This window comes from Acinetobacter sp. ANC 3882 (assembly GCF_022549545.1).
GTDB lineage: Bacteria > Pseudomonadota > Gammaproteobacteria > Pseudomonadales > Moraxellaceae > Acinetobacter.
On record NZ_JAKZGB010000005.1, the window covers coordinates 205,586 to 219,178 of the forward strand.

A 13,593-nucleotide genomic window follows, 5' to 3' on the forward strand; every position below is an offset into this window, starting at 1 on the left:
TACAGCACCGTTTCGTGCAACTAGCCATTCAAGTAAACGGATGAAATCATTCAAGGGGCGTTTTATACCAAAAATACGATTAAAAGACAAGCGAATTTGGTAAAAACAAGACATGATCTAGTGTGATAGCTCATGCCTTAACCAAGTGAGGGTGTGTTGATATGTCAACAGCCCCTTTCTAGCGAAATAGTGTTTTTAAAAGCAGCTTATGTGTTGCTTTATTATAAGGCGGCAAGATGAATTTCAAACTGTAAAGTTTAGGGCTCACAGGATTTGACATCATTGAACGTTCATGTGAGAAGCTAAAGAAACCTTCTTTACCATGATATTTGCCCATACCTGATGCACCAATGCCACCAAATGGCAGATCATCCTGTGCCACATGGGTAAGTACTTGGTTGATACCAAAATGCCCTGAATGGGTACGTCCAGCCACATAATCAGCACGTGCAGTATCGATATCGAAGTAATAGAAAGCCAATGGACGTGGGCGACTATTAATGAACTGAAGTGCATCGTCGATATGGTCGTATTCTAAAATAGGCAGAATTGGACCAAAGATCTCATTCTTCATAATTTCCATTTCAGTGGTCACGCCAGTTAATAAGGTCGGCGCAATTTTACGAACTTCAGTTAAAGACTCATTCTTGGCATTGAGTTCAACAATATTGGCACCTTGATCACGGGCATCTTCCAAATAACCTTGCAGGCGGTTGTATTGTTTATCATTCACAATTGAGGTGTAGTCTTTATTGTCACGCAAGCTTGGATACATGGTGTTCACAAAGTCGTTGTAGTGTTTGGTGAACTCAGCTGTTTTACCTTTAGGCAAGAACATATAGTCTGGGGCAACACAGGTTTGACCCGCATTCCATAGCTTACCAACGGCAATACGTTGTGCGACATCACGAATATTCATCGCTGAATGGACCAAGGCAGGTGATTTTCCGCCGAGCTCTAAAATCACTGGAACAAGATTTTCTGCCGCCGCCGCCATGACAGTTTTACCGACAGAGGTTGAGCCTGTGAAAATCATCTTATCAAACGCGAGGTGACTGAATGCATCTGAAATAACACCACCACCATTCACGACAGCAACCAACTCTTGTGGAAATGCTTCTGAAAGCGCATTTTCAAGCACATAACCAAAATTTGAAGAGGCGCTCGAAATTTTGATCATGGTATGGTTACCCGCAGCCAATGCACAGATTAATGGGCCGACTGAAAGTAATAAAGGGTAGTTCCATGGCGCAATCACTCCGATTACACCCAGTGGTTGATATTCTACCCAGCCTTTTGCTGGTTGGTGTAACATGCTGATATGGCGTTTAGATGGTTTCATCCATTCAGTTAAGTTTTTGCTGTAGTATTTGATATGTTCTAGACAAGTCAGAACTTCGCCAATTTTGGTTTCCATAATGGCGCGGTTGCCATAATCTTGACTAATTGCGTTAGCAAATTGATCTTGATACTTTATCAAGATATTTTTAAGTCGAGCTAAGCGTTCAATACGTTCTTTGGCGCTTGGCACAGGATGGCGTTGGTAAGCTGCTTTTTGCTGCTCAAGCAAATCATGTAGCCGTTTCACATCAACATGAGGTGTCATAGCGGTTGTTTTTGTTTGACTGTTCATAGGAGTGGACCAAAAGAAAGCTTATTATTTTTTAATTTTTAGAGTAAATACTCTAAAGTGTCAAGTCGCTTTATAGGTTTGTTTTATAACCTATTGATTATGTTATAGATGGTTAAAATCAATGTCGCACGCTAAACCGAATAAAACAAAAGATCGAATTCTGCAAATCAGTTTGCAGTTGTTTAATGAGCGTGGAGAGCGTTCGGTCACAACCAACCACATCGCGGCTGAACTCGGGATTAGCCCAGGCAACTTGTATTATCATTTCCGTAACAAGCAGGAAATTATCAAAGAACTGGCACAGCAATATCAGGCAGAAACCTTGGAAATGCTGGCATTACCAACGGATCGCCCATTGAATGCCAATGATAAAATTAGTTATTTCCAAGTACTCAGCAATCAGTTGTGGGCCTATCGCTTTATTCATCGTGATGTCTATCATCTGGTCGAAAATAATGAAGACTTCAGAAAAATCTATCCGCGTTTTGCTGGACAGGTGATGCAACAGGGGCAAAAAATTTATCGTGCCTTCGTGGATGCAGGCCTGATGAAAATGACTGATTCAGAAATTGAAGCCTTGATTATCAACTTGTGGATTGTGCTGACTAACTGGACCAACTTCTTATACATGTCAGGCCATATCAGCGATAACAATCGTCTGGAAGAAAAGTGGGTTTGGCAAGCATTGCGACAAATGGTGTTCTTAGAAGGCCCGTATTTAATGGGTGAAAGTCGCCAAACCTATGAGCAGTTACTTAAATCACTTGGGCCATCGGACTTGTTCGCGAGTTTGTCTAATCTTAAAAATGATGACGAATAGATCGTCAGCAGCTATTTAGTCAATAGCAAAAAAGGGTTAGAATGCTCGGCTTGATTTTAATTTGATTCGAATAAGTGATATTAACCAAATGAACACGACTACAGCCCACACAGCGCGATTACTGATTACTTGTGAAGACAAGCCGGGGATCGTGCAAGCCGTATCGAGCTTTTTGTATCATCAGGGAGCAAACATTACCGCACTTGATCAGTACGCAACAGAAGCTTCAGGCGGGCGTTATTTCATGCGTGTTGAATTTGAGATTGATCATTTGCAATCTCGTAAAGAAGCGTTGATGCAAACCTTTGCTGCCAATGTTGCAGAACGTTATGAGATGCAATGGAAGCTTACTTTTGTTGGCGAGTTGAAAAAGGTCGGTATTTTAGTTTCTAAAGTAGACCATGCTTTATTGGAATTGTTATGGCGTCATGCACGTGGTTCATTGCCATGTGAAATTACTCAGGTCATTTCAAACCATCCAGATTTACGTGAATCGGTTGAAAATTTCGGTATTCCATTCCATGTTGTGCCGGTCAATAAAGACAATAAAGTTGAAGCTTATGCTCAAATTGATGAAATGATGCAAGGCAATGATCTGTTGATCTTGGCGCGTTATATGCAGATTCTGAGTGAAGACTTTGTTGCCAAGTGGGAAATGAAGATCATCAACATTCACCACTCTTTCCTACCAGCTTTCGTGGGTGCGAATCCATATAAGCAAGCCTATGAGAAAGGGGTGAAGCTGATTGGTGCAACAGCACACTATGTGACTGCTGATTTGGACCAAGGTCCAATTATTGAACAAGATGTCGAACGTGTTAGCCATGATTACAATGTAGAGCAGTTACGCGAGTTAGGCGAAGACGTTGAACGTAATGTATTGGCACGTGCTGTGAAATGGCATTTAGAAGACCGTATTATTGTTGATGGAAACAAAACAGTGGTGTTCTAAATCATCGTATTGTTTCAGTATGTAAAGAGAACATGCCGAAAGGCATGTTTTTTTATGTCTATTTTTCAATGGTTAGCGAATATACAATAAAAAAACAGTTGCAAATGAAAACACTTCTCATTTATTATTACGGCACTTTAATTGTTCTATCCGATGAGTGAAATCGTTTTTTTAAAGGTTTGACCATCTATATTGGTACTTAGATTCTTATGAGTCAATCTCCTGCCACATTCAATACGCCACACCCGATGAAAAAGAAAATCATCACTGCATTAGCTGCCGTTGTGATTGGACATGTAGGAGTTTTGTGGGCGGTTAGCCACATGAAAACGATTGAGTTAAGACCAATCGAAAAAGAACCGCTTAAGGTGAAGTTCGTTAAAATTAAGGAACCACCTAAACCAGAACCGCCTAAACCAAAAGAACAGCCGAAACCTGAACCTAAAAAAGAAGTGAAGGAAGTTAAAGTCGTTGAAAAACCTTTACCTCCACCGAAAAAGATTGAAAAGGTTCAACAGGTAAAAGAGGCGCCAAAACCTGTTCTTCAAAAAACCGAACAAAAAATTGAACCGAAGGTTGAGACCAAAGTCGTGACCACTGTAACTGAAAAAGTGGTTGAAAAACCACAACCTGTTCAGGAAGTCGCGAAACCTCAACCTGCTGCTGATCCATCACCAAAACGTGTATCGATTGGCGGTTCAGGGGTTCAATGGAGTCGTTCACCGAAATTATCTGTTACAGCAAAAGATTTAGATAACCAAACACGCTCAGTGATGGTACTGATTGAAGCTGATGAGAAGGGTAGAATTACCAATGCACGTGTTACACGTAGTAGTGGTATACCGAATCTCGATGAAAAAGTTTTACGTGCTGTAAGAAGTGCGAAATTTAAACCGTATATGGAAAATGGTGTTGCTTACCCGATTCGAGCAGAGCAGCCGTTTGATCTTAGTCCTTAATAAATTTGAGTCCTTGCGACAGATTAAATCAGGAGTTCGTATATGAACTTTTCAGTTTATTGGCAACATGCAGATGCAGTAAGTAAAACACTGTATTTCATCCTTTTAGCAATGTCGATTGCGACGTGGACTATTTTCATTCTGCGCCTATTAGGAACACGCCAATTAAAACAACAAGCTTATACTCAACTTGTTCAAGCATTGGCTACCCTTAAATCAAAGTTACAGCCTTTATCGTTTGAACAACGTAAAGCGGTCGCTGAGCAAGCATTGCTTCGCCAAATCTCTGCTGAGAAATCTCAAGCTGAAAAAGGTGTTTCAGTTCTTGGGACAATTGCTTCACTTGCACCGTTTGTGGGTTTATTCGGTACAGTATGGGGGATTTTCCACGCGCTTGTGGCAGTCGGTAAAAGTGGTCAAGCTGGTTTAGCTCAAGTCGCTACCCCAGTGGGTGAGGCATTGATCATGACAGGTCTTGGTCTGGCAGTCGCGATTCCTGCGGTGATGGCGTATAACATCTGTGTACGTTTCAATCGTGGCTTGGCACATGATTTACAAGACCAAGCGCATAGCTTGTTAATCGATACCATGTTGCAGCAAGACAGTGTAGCAAAGACAGAAACTAAAGCGACTCAACAAAGTTTAGTTGGAGGTCAAGCTTAAAATGGGCTTTCAATTGGGTGAAGACCACGACAGTGGCATGAATGAGATGAACCTCATTCCTCTGATCGACATTATGTTGGTATTGATGATTATCTTTTTAGTCACAGCAACGGTTGCTAACCCATCAATTCCATTAAGTTTACCAAAAACCACTGCTGAAATTGTAGATCCACCACCAAAAGCGATCACTATTAGTATTAATGATAAAGGTGAAGTAGCTTGGGATGCGCAGATTATTAGCTTAGAAGAGCTAGAGAAGCGTTTCCAAGAAGCGGGTCAGGCTGCAACCAAACCGACTGTACAGTTACGTGCGGACAAAGAATCAAAATACGATACGGTTGCACAAGTGATGTCTCGTGCCAGCGAAGCAGGTTTAAGTGATATTGCGTTTGTCAGTGAAAACTAAAACAACGTGATACCAAGAAAAAAGCAACTCTTAGAGTTGCTTTTTTTATGCCTATTCAGTTTTGAGTAGATCGAGATATTTAGCGCGTAGTTTAGAAAGCTTGGGCGGAATGCTGAAGTTGCAGTAACCTTGTGATGGATTGCGTGCAAAGAAGTTTTGGTGATATTCCTCCGCTGGGTAGAAGGTTGATTCTGGGCTAAGCTCAGTCACAATATTCAGACCTTCATCTTCCAGATCATGAATAATCTGTTCTGCTTGCTGCTTTTGCTCTTCATTAAAGTAATAAATAACAGAGCGGTATTGCGTGCCAATATCATTACCTTGGCGGTTTAGCGTGGTTGGGTCATGCGTCGTAAAAAACACATTCAGTAGTTGTGAGTAGGTGATTTGCTGTTCATCAAAATCAATCAAAATCACTTCTGCGTGCTGCGTTGTACCTTGGCAGACTTGCTCATAGGTCGGGTTTTGGCTAATCCCGCCAGCATAGCCACTGACGACTTTTTCTACACCTTTAAGCTGTAGAAATACTGCTTCTACACACCAAAAACATCCACCACCAACGAGTGCTTGTTGCATGAGACTCCCCAATTTTTAATTTTAAGAATGCTACTAAAGTAAACGAAGTATTGAAAAAGTAAAAGCCCGTGTTCGAAACGAGCTTTTACTTTTTAACGATAAAGAATTATGGAAGCGGTTGAATCACCGTTACAAAACTTACTAAAACTTGACCAGATGCATCCAAGAACTTCAATTCATGGCCTTTGAGTTCATAAGTAGTGGTACTCGCTAAAGCATTGGCATATTGGCGAGAAAGCGCACTATTGTCTTGACCAATACATGCCATCTTGGTTGACGCAACTGGACCTAAACGAAGAATAGAACCTTGGCTTTCAAAGCTGCCTTGAATCTGGTTACAACCATCTGCACCAAAGAAACGTTTGCCTTTTGCATCGAATTGAATGGCTGGACGTTTGCCAGAAAGATCATTGCTTTTAATCTCTACACCATTGATTTGTGTAGCGATCCAGTTGCGGTTATACAGACCGATGCTTTCTTTCTGAGATGCATTCGGTGAGGTTTGCAGAGATTCTGTGGTCGCACAACCTGTCATTGCTACGGCAATTGCCAAAGTACAAGACGTTAAAAAAGGCTTTAACATAAGATTTTAAATCCGAATCATTGTGTTTCTATAGATGGAATTAAAATAAAACAACGTGGAGCTGAACGGGATATTCGGTATCCTTTTGTAAATGTTCAGATGTTTTTAATGAAATTAGTGGAAAAATCACTCAGTTTTGGGTAGGCCTGAGCGAATGATCTGTGAAAAGTATTCACTGCTTTGATTGGCTTGTTGTCCATATTGCTCTGCACGTGGATTGATATGCGCCAAGCGATACCATTCTTTCATGCTGTAGCTCTGGTTGAGTGCTTTCAAGTCATAGAGATAATTCGGCAAATAGCCAGAAGCTAGCAATCGATAATCCTTGGGCAAGCGTTGTGGATTAATCGCTTGTACCATATCAAATACTAGCGTGGTGCAGTTACTGGTCAGCGTGTTGTACCATTTGGCTTCTGCACGGAGTTCATCTGCTTTGTGCAGATATTCAATAAAGAGGGCTTTACGTTCAGGTGCAGGCATTCTGATCGGGAAGATATAGACTTGTTCGTGACGAACATTGCTACGCGTATAAATCAGATCTTTTTCATCTGAAGCCACGAGGCTCAGTTCATATTTACGAAAAAAGCCACCAATTGCGGAAAAATCTTCACCTTTTTCTTTGCGAATTTCAATGGAGAACACCAAAGGCTTCTGGTCGGAAAAATCGAAACTCACCAACGTATGTGCAATCTGTGGTCCCATCCAGTAGGAGGTGATGACATTGATGCCCGTAATTTTATTCAGATCAATACTGCGGTCCTCCCAGCGAATGTCATAGCTTCCATCTGCATGCCAATCAAAGTTGCGTACATTATGCAACTGCACCATGTCGCCTTGTTTTTCATAATGGAGCTGTTCAGCGACTTCTGGGTTCCAGTCACGGTCCTGTCTTGCATCTAATGAAAAATACCAGATCATTGAACAGGCAAATGCCAAACAATAAATAATGATATCAGTACGACGGCTAAAAAGATGGCCACTGACATAGACACCAATCAGACTAAGCGCAAACAAGCTCCAAAGAATGATGGCGATGCGGCTGAAAAATGGACCTAAAGGCTGCTGAATCCATAATGCGAGACAGAGCCAAACGCTTGAAAGGATCACGCATAAGGTAAACAGACTATGTAAAAGCCCAATGCCTAAAGCGATGAAAAACTCACGTGATCCAATATTCTGCATGGCAAATGCAATCCATTTTTATTTTTGATAAGTCGCAAACTCAAAAGTAATACCTGATTTCTCATCAGTATGTTGTTCTGAATCTACTTTACGGAAGTCTTCAGAGATTCTTGGATAATGCGCATCACCTTGGACATCTAGGTCAACATGAGTTAACTCTAAACGATCAGCAATCGCGAGCGTTTGGGTAAAAATCTCTCCACCACCAATAATAAATAAGGATGCTTTTTCAGCGTGTTGTACATCTGTAAGTGCGCCGTTGAGCGCATCTTCGATACTGTGTGCGACTTTAACGCCTTCAAACTGCCATTCAGGATCACGCGTAATCACCCAATTGACACGATTGGGTAGGGTACGTCCCATAGATTCAAGGGTTTTACGCCCCATAATCACCACGCCGCCTTGGGTGATGGCTTTAAAGTGTTTCAGGTCAGCAGAGATATGCCAAGGCAAAGCATTGCCCTTACCGATACAGTGATTTTTATCCATTGCAACTACGTGGACAACTTCAGTGCCTTGCCATGCCATTTTATATGCTCTCTACTCTACTTAAACTGCGACGGGTGCTTTAATTGCTGGGTGCGATTCATATCCGACAATTTCAATATCTTCAAATTTGAAGTCGAAAATATCGGTGATCTCAGGATTTAGTTTTAATTGACACAACGGTAGCGGCTCACGAGTCAGCTGTAACTGCGCCTGTTCAAAGTGATTGGCATATAAGTGAGTATCGCCACCTGTCCAGACAAAATCACCTACACCTAAACCACAAACCTGCGCAATCATATGGGTCAGTAGGGCATAACTGGCAATATTAAATGGCACACCTAAAAACACATCGGCACTACGCTGATACAGTTGGCATGACAGTTTGTTGTCTTGAACAAAGAATTGGAACAAGGTATGGCAAGGCGGTAATGCGACTTTACCCGCTTCATTCGGGTTCCAGCCTGAAACAATCAAACGGCGTGAATTTGGATTGGTTTTAATTTCATTGATTAACCATTTGATCTGGTCAAAGCCATCTTGCTGATAGCTGCCATCTTCGTTTTGAGTCGCACCAAAGTTACGCCATTGGTGACCATAAACAGGACCAAGTTCACTTTCAGGACGACCGAAGCGTGCAGTTTGTTCCGCTGTTGCCCATTCATCCCAAATTGAAACTTTGTTATCTTTGAGATATTGAACATTGGTATCGCCTTTGAGGAACCAAAGTAATTCAATGGCAATAGAGCGAAAATGGACTTTCTTGGTGGTTAACATCGGAAAGCCTTTGGAAAGATCAAAGCGCATTTGATGACCAAATACTGAACGTGTACCTGTGCCAGTACGGTCGCCTTTGTCGCCGCCATTGTCGAGGATATGTTGTAAAAGGTCTAAGTAAGTGCGCATCGTGATTCCTAATCGCAAATTTTATCGGGCTCATCTTATCAGAATTTAGGTGATAAATAATGGGTCAATTGAGCGTCATTAATTGTCGTAGTATAGACTTTGTTCTCTATTTTAATTTAGCTGCTTGTTTTATATTAAGTTCTATAAATAACAACAGAGACAATCAGCATAATGGATCTTCAACCTGAAAATTTACCGAACACTTTACATCCATACCTAGAAAAAATCTCAGCAACAATTTTGCCGAGTGTAGCTCTACAGCTTAAGTCTGATGACACACTAACTTTATGGCAAAGTAAGATTGGAGGGCAACCTTATTTACCGCTAGATGTCACGTATCCTGTCGACTCAGAAGGTAATCCATTGGCTTTGTTGGCACAGTTTAATTGTGCTGAAACTCCAAATCTGCCTCATTTTCCAGACAAGGGCATTTTGCAGTTCTATATCGCGGCTGATGATTTGTATGGCATGAATTTCGATGACCAACAACAGCAATCTGGATTTAAAGTGTTGTACTTCGAGCAGATTATTGAAGATGCTTCACAATTAAAACAGGACTTCTCTGAAGTTCAGCTGAGTGAAGATGATTATTTGCCATTTACGGGACAATATTCGATTGAATTTAGCCTTACTTCTCAGCCAATTAGCCTCAGTGATTTTGCCTTTGCACCAAAGATTTTAGGCGTCGATGAATTGTATGATTTTGAAGATCAATTTGAAGGTGGGGATTTCGAAGATGATTTTATCGAGCCTTATGATGAATTGGCTTCCGCAAGTGGACATCGTTTAGGCGGTTATCCTTATTTTACCCAAACTGATCCACGTCAATATAATGAAAAAGTTCAAGATTATGTGCTGCTTTTTCAGCTTGATACCGATGATGCCGAGAACGATATTATGTGGGGCGATTCAGGCGTGGGTAATTTTTTTATTCACCCAGAGGACTTAAAGAAACGAGACTTTTCCAAAGTGCTATATAACTGGGATTGTTGCTAAATAAAAAAAGCGGATGAACATTCATCCGCTTTTTTCTGGGTCTTGAATCTTATTCAGTGATAAAAGTAACTTTACCATCTTCTAAAGATTTAACACGTGCCAGCGATTCAACGCGATAGCCTTTTTCAAGCAACACATCACGACCTGGTTGGAATGATTTTTCAATCACAATACCAACACCCACCACCTCAGCTTTGGCTTGGTGAATCAAGTCGATGAGACCGAGTGCCGCTTGACCATTTGCCAAGAAGTCATCAATGACAAGCGCTTTGTCGCTTGAACTGATGTGCTTGTTGGAAATCGCAATGGTGCTTTCAGTTTGTTTGGTGAACGAGAACACTTTAGAACGGTAAAGGTCGTCTTTTAATGTTAATGACTGATATTTACGCGCAAAAATAACAGGAACACCAAGTTCTAAACCTGCCATGATTGCAGGTGCAATACCTGAAGCCTCAATGGTAATAATTTTAGTAATACCTGCATCTTTAAAACGAGCGGCAAACTCTTTACCAATCAGTTGCATTAACACCGGATCGATTTGGTGGTTTAAGAAAGCATCAACTTTCAAAACCTGATCAGATAGAACGATACCTTCATTTAAGATTTTCTGTTCTAAAGCGTACACGGGAGAATCCTCTAAACGGATGCTTATTCAAGCAAAGGCATATTTTAAAAAGCATCTAAAAAAATGCAAGCCAAAATTGACCAGATGCTTAGTTTGTTTTACCTGAATAACCCGTTAATAACAGGCCATATGATGATTTTCCGTCATTATGCGCCATTTTTACAGGGAGATAATCCAATTTAGGTGCTAACCAAAACACGGTATTACGCTCAGGTTTATCGTGCTGCATTACCACTTTAATGGTATTGAATGTGCCATAAGGGGTTTTGATACTTTCGTTACCTTGTTTGACAAAACGGCGCTCGTCCAATGCTTTCGCATCTGCAATCAGATATTTGGTTTTCAACGAATTGTTTTTTAAATCTTCACGGATTTGCAATTCAGCGTTGAGTTCATCCAAAGCGCCTGCCTGCCATGCAAATGAGCGAGCAGTGTCATCTTTCTTGGTATTCACAACTTTGCTATTTGGATTGAAGCTGATATTCATTGTATTGTTGTGAATTAAAACCTTGCTGCTACGACTAAACTTTTGCGATGTAATTTTGTTATCAGCAAAACTAAATTGACTGGTTTCTGAAGCTGATGCAATACCGCCAGCCTTAGCACTGAATTGATAAGTCCAATTGTTACCTTGTTGAGAAAGGGTACGTGTGGCAGAACCTAAGTTTTTATTGTTGTAGCTGAATTGATAGCTGGCTTGGAATGGCGCCATGGCTAAGGCGTGACTAGAGATACTTGCACTGAAAATGGCAGCTGAAGTAATACCAAGGACTTTCAATAATTTCTTTGTCATAACACTTTATCCTTTGAATGATTAGGTTGAATCAATCATTCGTTTATCATTACGATTTGTAGGATATTATGCCTGTAGATTATGAAGAAAAGATCAGGTTTTTTACTAAGCACTTGTTAATTTTCGTATAAATCATGAGGGTGTATATTTCAGTTTATGTAGCATGGAGTTAAATACTACATAAACTGCAGGTTGCTATTTTTTGTCTTTTTGCTGAATTGGCGTGACTTCTGTGTCATCTAAATCATCTTCATCCAGGTCATCATCATTCGATGGATATAGAATCGCAGCCAGATTGACATTGCCCCAGACAATCAGTTCAGCAGGGCGGACACGGGCACGGTTGACATGCACTTTACTCAGGGTCTCAATAATACTTGGTTTGTTACCTAACCAACGATTGAGATCAAGATAAAGTAAATCATCTTTGACTTTGACTACTTCAAAGTGTTCTAAGATCTTACCCAGCGGATCTTCTTCACGAAATTTTTGGTAATACCAGATCGCGACATAAAAGCCCCATTTCTGAAAGATGTTTTTAAATTTGGCTTCAATCACTTGGGTGTTGCTGATTTGCTCGAATACCATCAGTTGTACGTCTTGATTCATTTCCATTTGAATCAGCTTTAAATCGACAGATAAGGTGGTATGCAAACCTTTCACATCTAAGGTCGTATATAACCGTAACCAACCATCATACAGATCGGCATGCAGGTCTTGCATAATCTCGACATTTTCTGTGACGTAACGTTCCATGGTGGCATTCACAAAAACTTGTGAAAGCGAAAACTCTCTTTCTTCTTCGATGAATTCTTCGGCTTTTTGGTAAACTTTACGTAGACGTTTAACAACGGACGAAATTAGCGTTTGCATAAAAGTTGTTCCAGAAAGTGAATTGATGGGTCATGCAATGCCACGATCTTTGTATTAACTAAAAAAATAAAAATAAATTTCTGACTTGCAGTGTAGCAAAATTAATTGCTACATTTTCATAAAATGATGGTATGGAAACACTGTAACTATAAGTGGATCACATTTTTGTAAAATTTTGAATATTGGTTTGGTTTTTATACGGTTATACCGTTGGGGATGGGACATTTTTTGTCGCTTAAATACCATGTGGAATAAAATAAATTTTCGTTCTGAACTGTCTCCTTATTGGTGGCAAGATCCAATTTTTGTTGGGGCAGTGGCTTTGGCGATGCTTCTGCATGGCGCGGTGTTGGCGATTCACTTTACGATGCCATCACCTTCTGACACGTCAACCAAAGAAATTGCGATAACGGTTCGTCCAAGCCAAGACTCCGTTAAGGATGCTGATTTTTTGGCACAAGCAGATCAAAAGGGTTCTGGAGATTTCCGTGAAGCACATCGCATGTCGAGTGATATGCCTTCGCCAATGCAGGCGGATGCAACCACTGGTGAAAAAGAGTTAGAAAGTCTGGAAAAAGTTCAGCAAAAACGTGAATTAAAATTCGAAGAAAAAGTATTAATGACGGTTTTGAGCTGGCAGAAACAGGCTGAACAAAGCGAACGTAAAAAGACTTTAGATGACTTACAGAGCCAATTCCAAGCCAAAGCAGCGATGGTGGCAAGTTTGGAAGCGCAATATTTACAACGCCAACAAAATTTTAGCCGTAAGCAGCGGATTAAAACCATTGATGGAATTCAGGCCAAACAAGATGCATCTGCGACTTACTTAGATAAGTTCCGTCAGAAAGTTGAGTTATATGGCAACCGTTATTATCCCGATCAAGCCAAACAACAGCATTTGGCGGGTGAAGTCCGTTTAATGGTGATTTTAAATGCTGAAGGTGGAATTCGAGCCATTCGTCTCATCGAAAGTTCTGGGCATGCAATTTTGGATGAAGCAGCAAAAGCCTCAGTGCGCCGTGGTGCACCATTTGGCCCTTTTGATGCCAAGATGAAAAAAGATATTTCTGAGTTACGTATCATTCGTACATGGCGGTTTGATCCAGTCGATGCAGAATTTGAAGTGCACTAATCAAAGCT

16 protein-coding genes are annotated in these 13,593 nt (G+C 40.8%); 7 read left to right on the forward strand and 9 right to left on the reverse strand.

Translation table 11 applies throughout. From position 1 onward, the window contains the following. Positions 1-178: 178 nt before the first annotated feature. Complete coding sequence (locus tag MMO42_RS11840; RefSeq protein ID WP_005291624.1) at positions 179-1,633, reverse strand: coniferyl aldehyde dehydrogenase; 1,455 nt, start codon at positions 1,631-1,633, stop codon at positions 179-181. A gap of 121 nt (positions 1,634-1,754) precedes the next feature. On the opposite strand from MMO42_RS11840, the gene MMO42_RS11845 reads away from it, so the two are divergent. From MMO42_RS11845 to MMO42_RS11865, 5 genes are all read left to right on the forward strand, one after another. Continuing rightward, positions 1,755-2,453 (forward strand): TetR/AcrR family transcriptional regulator, encoded by a 699-nt coding sequence (locus MMO42_RS11845; protein ID WP_004655980.1) that lies wholly within the window; start codon positions 1,755-1,757, stop codon positions 2,451-2,453. Positions 2,454-2,541: 88 nt separating this feature from the next. Then, complete coding sequence (purU, locus tag MMO42_RS11850; RefSeq protein ID WP_216077981.1) at positions 2,542-3,405, forward strand: formyltetrahydrofolate deformylase; 864 nt, start codon at positions 2,542-2,544, stop codon at positions 3,403-3,405. 209 nt (positions 3,406-3,614) lie between these two features. Continuing rightward, positions 3,615-4,364: an energy transducer TonB gene (locus tag MMO42_RS11855; RefSeq protein ID WP_005291626.1), complete on the forward strand. Its 750-nt coding sequence runs from the start codon at positions 3,615-3,617 to the stop codon at positions 4,362-4,364. Between the two features lie 42 nt (positions 4,365-4,406). Further along, a complete protein-coding gene (locus MMO42_RS11860; protein ID WP_005291627.1) occupies positions 4,407-5,027 on the forward strand; it encodes a MotA/TolQ/ExbB proton channel family protein in 621 nt (206 codons plus the stop codon). Between the two features lies 1 nt (position 5,028). After that, positions 5,029-5,433: a biopolymer transporter ExbD gene (locus MMO42_RS11865; protein ID WP_004802569.1), complete on the forward strand. Its 405-nt coding sequence runs from the start codon at positions 5,029-5,031 to the stop codon at positions 5,431-5,433. A gap of 51 nt (positions 5,434-5,484) precedes the next feature. Here MMO42_RS11865 and msrA read toward each other — a convergent pair whose 3' ends face one another. The 5 genes from msrA to thyA form a co-directional block, all read right to left on the reverse strand. After that, positions 5,485-6,009 carry a peptide-methionine (S)-S-oxide reductase MsrA gene (gene msrA / locus MMO42_RS11870; protein WP_241320663.1) on the reverse strand — a complete coding sequence of 175 codons (525 nt, stop codon included), beginning with the start codon at positions 6,007-6,009 and terminating at the stop codon, positions 5,485-5,487. Positions 6,010-6,115: 106 nt separating this feature from the next. Further along, on the reverse strand, positions 6,116-6,592 hold the full coding sequence (locus MMO42_RS11875; RefSeq protein WP_241320664.1) for an META domain-containing protein: 477 nt from the start codon (positions 6,590-6,592) through the stop codon (positions 6,116-6,118). Between the two features lie 126 nt (positions 6,593-6,718). Beyond that, the gene (locus tag MMO42_RS11880) at positions 6,719-7,774 is read right to left on the reverse strand and encodes a DUF4105 domain-containing protein (RefSeq protein WP_241320665.1); all 1,056 of its coding nucleotides are present in this window, start codon (positions 7,772-7,774) and stop codon (positions 6,719-6,721) included. An 18-nt stretch (positions 7,775-7,792) separates the two neighbouring features. Continuing rightward, positions 7,793-8,302 carry a dihydrofolate reductase gene (locus MMO42_RS11885; RefSeq protein WP_241320666.1) on the reverse strand — a complete coding sequence of 170 codons (510 nt, stop codon included), beginning with the start codon at positions 8,300-8,302 and terminating at the stop codon, positions 7,793-7,795. Positions 8,303-8,323: 21 nt separating this feature from the next. Next, positions 8,324-9,166, reverse strand: coding sequence for a thymidylate synthase (gene thyA / locus MMO42_RS11890; protein ID WP_005291632.1), 843 nt, complete (start codon positions 9,164-9,166; stop codon positions 8,324-8,326). Between the two features lie 171 nt (positions 9,167-9,337). Here thyA and MMO42_RS11895 point away from each other — a divergent pair, with 171 nt between their 5' ends. Then, the gene (locus MMO42_RS11895; RefSeq protein WP_241320667.1) at positions 9,338-10,162 is read left to right on the forward strand and encodes a DUF1963 domain-containing protein; all 825 of its coding nucleotides are present in this window, start codon (positions 9,338-9,340) and stop codon (positions 10,160-10,162) included. A gap of 49 nt (positions 10,163-10,211) precedes the next feature. On the opposite strand, the gene MMO42_RS11900 is transcribed toward MMO42_RS11895, so the two are convergent. The 3 genes from MMO42_RS11900 to MMO42_RS11910 all read right to left on the reverse strand — a co-directional run bounded on the left by MMO42_RS11900 (position 10,212) and on the right by MMO42_RS11910 (position 12,453). Beyond that, positions 10,212-10,787 (reverse strand): xanthine phosphoribosyltransferase, encoded by a 576-nt coding sequence (locus MMO42_RS11900; protein WP_241320668.1) that lies wholly within the window; start codon positions 10,785-10,787, stop codon positions 10,212-10,214. A gap of 88 nt (positions 10,788-10,875) precedes the next feature. Beyond that, positions 10,876-11,580, reverse strand: a complete 705-nt coding sequence (locus tag MMO42_RS11905; RefSeq protein WP_241320669.1) for a DUF3108 domain-containing protein — start codon at positions 11,578-11,580, stop codon at positions 10,876-10,878. 195 nt (positions 11,581-11,775) lie between these two features. Beyond that, positions 11,776-12,453 carry a hypothetical protein gene (locus MMO42_RS11910; protein WP_241320670.1) on the reverse strand — a complete coding sequence of 226 codons (678 nt, stop codon included), beginning with the start codon at positions 12,451-12,453 and terminating at the stop codon, positions 11,776-11,778. Positions 12,454-12,697: 244 nt separating this feature from the next. On the opposite strand from MMO42_RS11910, the gene MMO42_RS11915 reads away from it, so the two are divergent. Further along, entirely contained in the window at positions 12,698-13,585 is an 888-nt protein-coding gene (locus MMO42_RS11915) for a TonB family protein (RefSeq protein WP_005291640.1), read from the forward strand. The last annotated feature ends 8 nt before the right edge of the window (positions 13,586-13,593 follow it).

Bases quoted from the DNA above. Each gene is read 5' to 3' on its own strand.
- MMO42_RS11840 (WP_005291624.1), bottom strand. From the start codon at position 1,633: ATGAACAGTCAAACAAAAACAACCGCTATGACACCTCATGTTGATGTG.
- MMO42_RS11845 (WP_004655980.1), top strand. From the start codon at position 1,755: ATGTCGCACGCTAAACCGAATAAAACAAAAGATCGAATTCTGCAAATC.
- purU (WP_216077981.1), top strand. From the start codon at position 2,542: ATGAACACGACTACAGCCCACACAGCGCGATTACTGATTACTTGTGAA.
- MMO42_RS11855 (WP_005291626.1), top strand. From the start codon at position 3,615: ATGAGTCAATCTCCTGCCACATTCAATACGCCACACCCGATGAAAAAG.
- MMO42_RS11860 (WP_005291627.1), top strand. From the start codon at position 4,407: ATGAACTTTTCAGTTTATTGGCAACATGCAGATGCAGTAAGTAAAACA.
- MMO42_RS11865 (WP_004802569.1), top strand. From the start codon at position 5,029: ATGGGCTTTCAATTGGGTGAAGACCACGACAGTGGCATGAATGAGATG.
- msrA (WP_241320663.1), bottom strand. From the start codon at position 6,009: ATGCAACAAGCACTCGTTGGTGGTGGATGTTTTTGGTGTGTAGAAGCA.
- MMO42_RS11875 (WP_241320664.1), bottom strand. From the start codon at position 6,592: ATGTTAAAGCCTTTTTTAACGTCTTGTACTTTGGCAATTGCCGTAGCA.
- MMO42_RS11880 (WP_241320665.1), bottom strand. From the start codon at position 7,774: ATGCAGAATATTGGATCACGTGAGTTTTTCATCGCTTTAGGCATTGGG.
- MMO42_RS11885 (WP_241320666.1), bottom strand. From the start codon at position 8,302: ATGGCATGGCAAGGCACTGAAGTTGTCCACGTAGTTGCAATGGATAAA.
- thyA (WP_005291632.1), bottom strand. From the start codon at position 9,166: ATGCGCACTTACTTAGACCTTTTACAACATATCCTCGACAATGGCGGC.
- MMO42_RS11895 (WP_241320667.1), top strand. From the start codon at position 9,338: ATGGATCTTCAACCTGAAAATTTACCGAACACTTTACATCCATACCTA.
- MMO42_RS11905 (WP_241320669.1), bottom strand. From the start codon at position 11,580: ATGACAAAGAAATTATTGAAAGTCCTTGGTATTACTTCAGCTGCCATT.
- MMO42_RS11910 (WP_241320670.1), bottom strand. From the start codon at position 12,453: ATGCAAACGCTAATTTCGTCCGTTGTTAAACGTCTACGTAAAGTTTAC.
- MMO42_RS11915 (WP_005291640.1), top strand. From the start codon at position 12,698: ATGTGGAATAAAATAAATTTTCGTTCTGAACTGTCTCCTTATTGGTGG.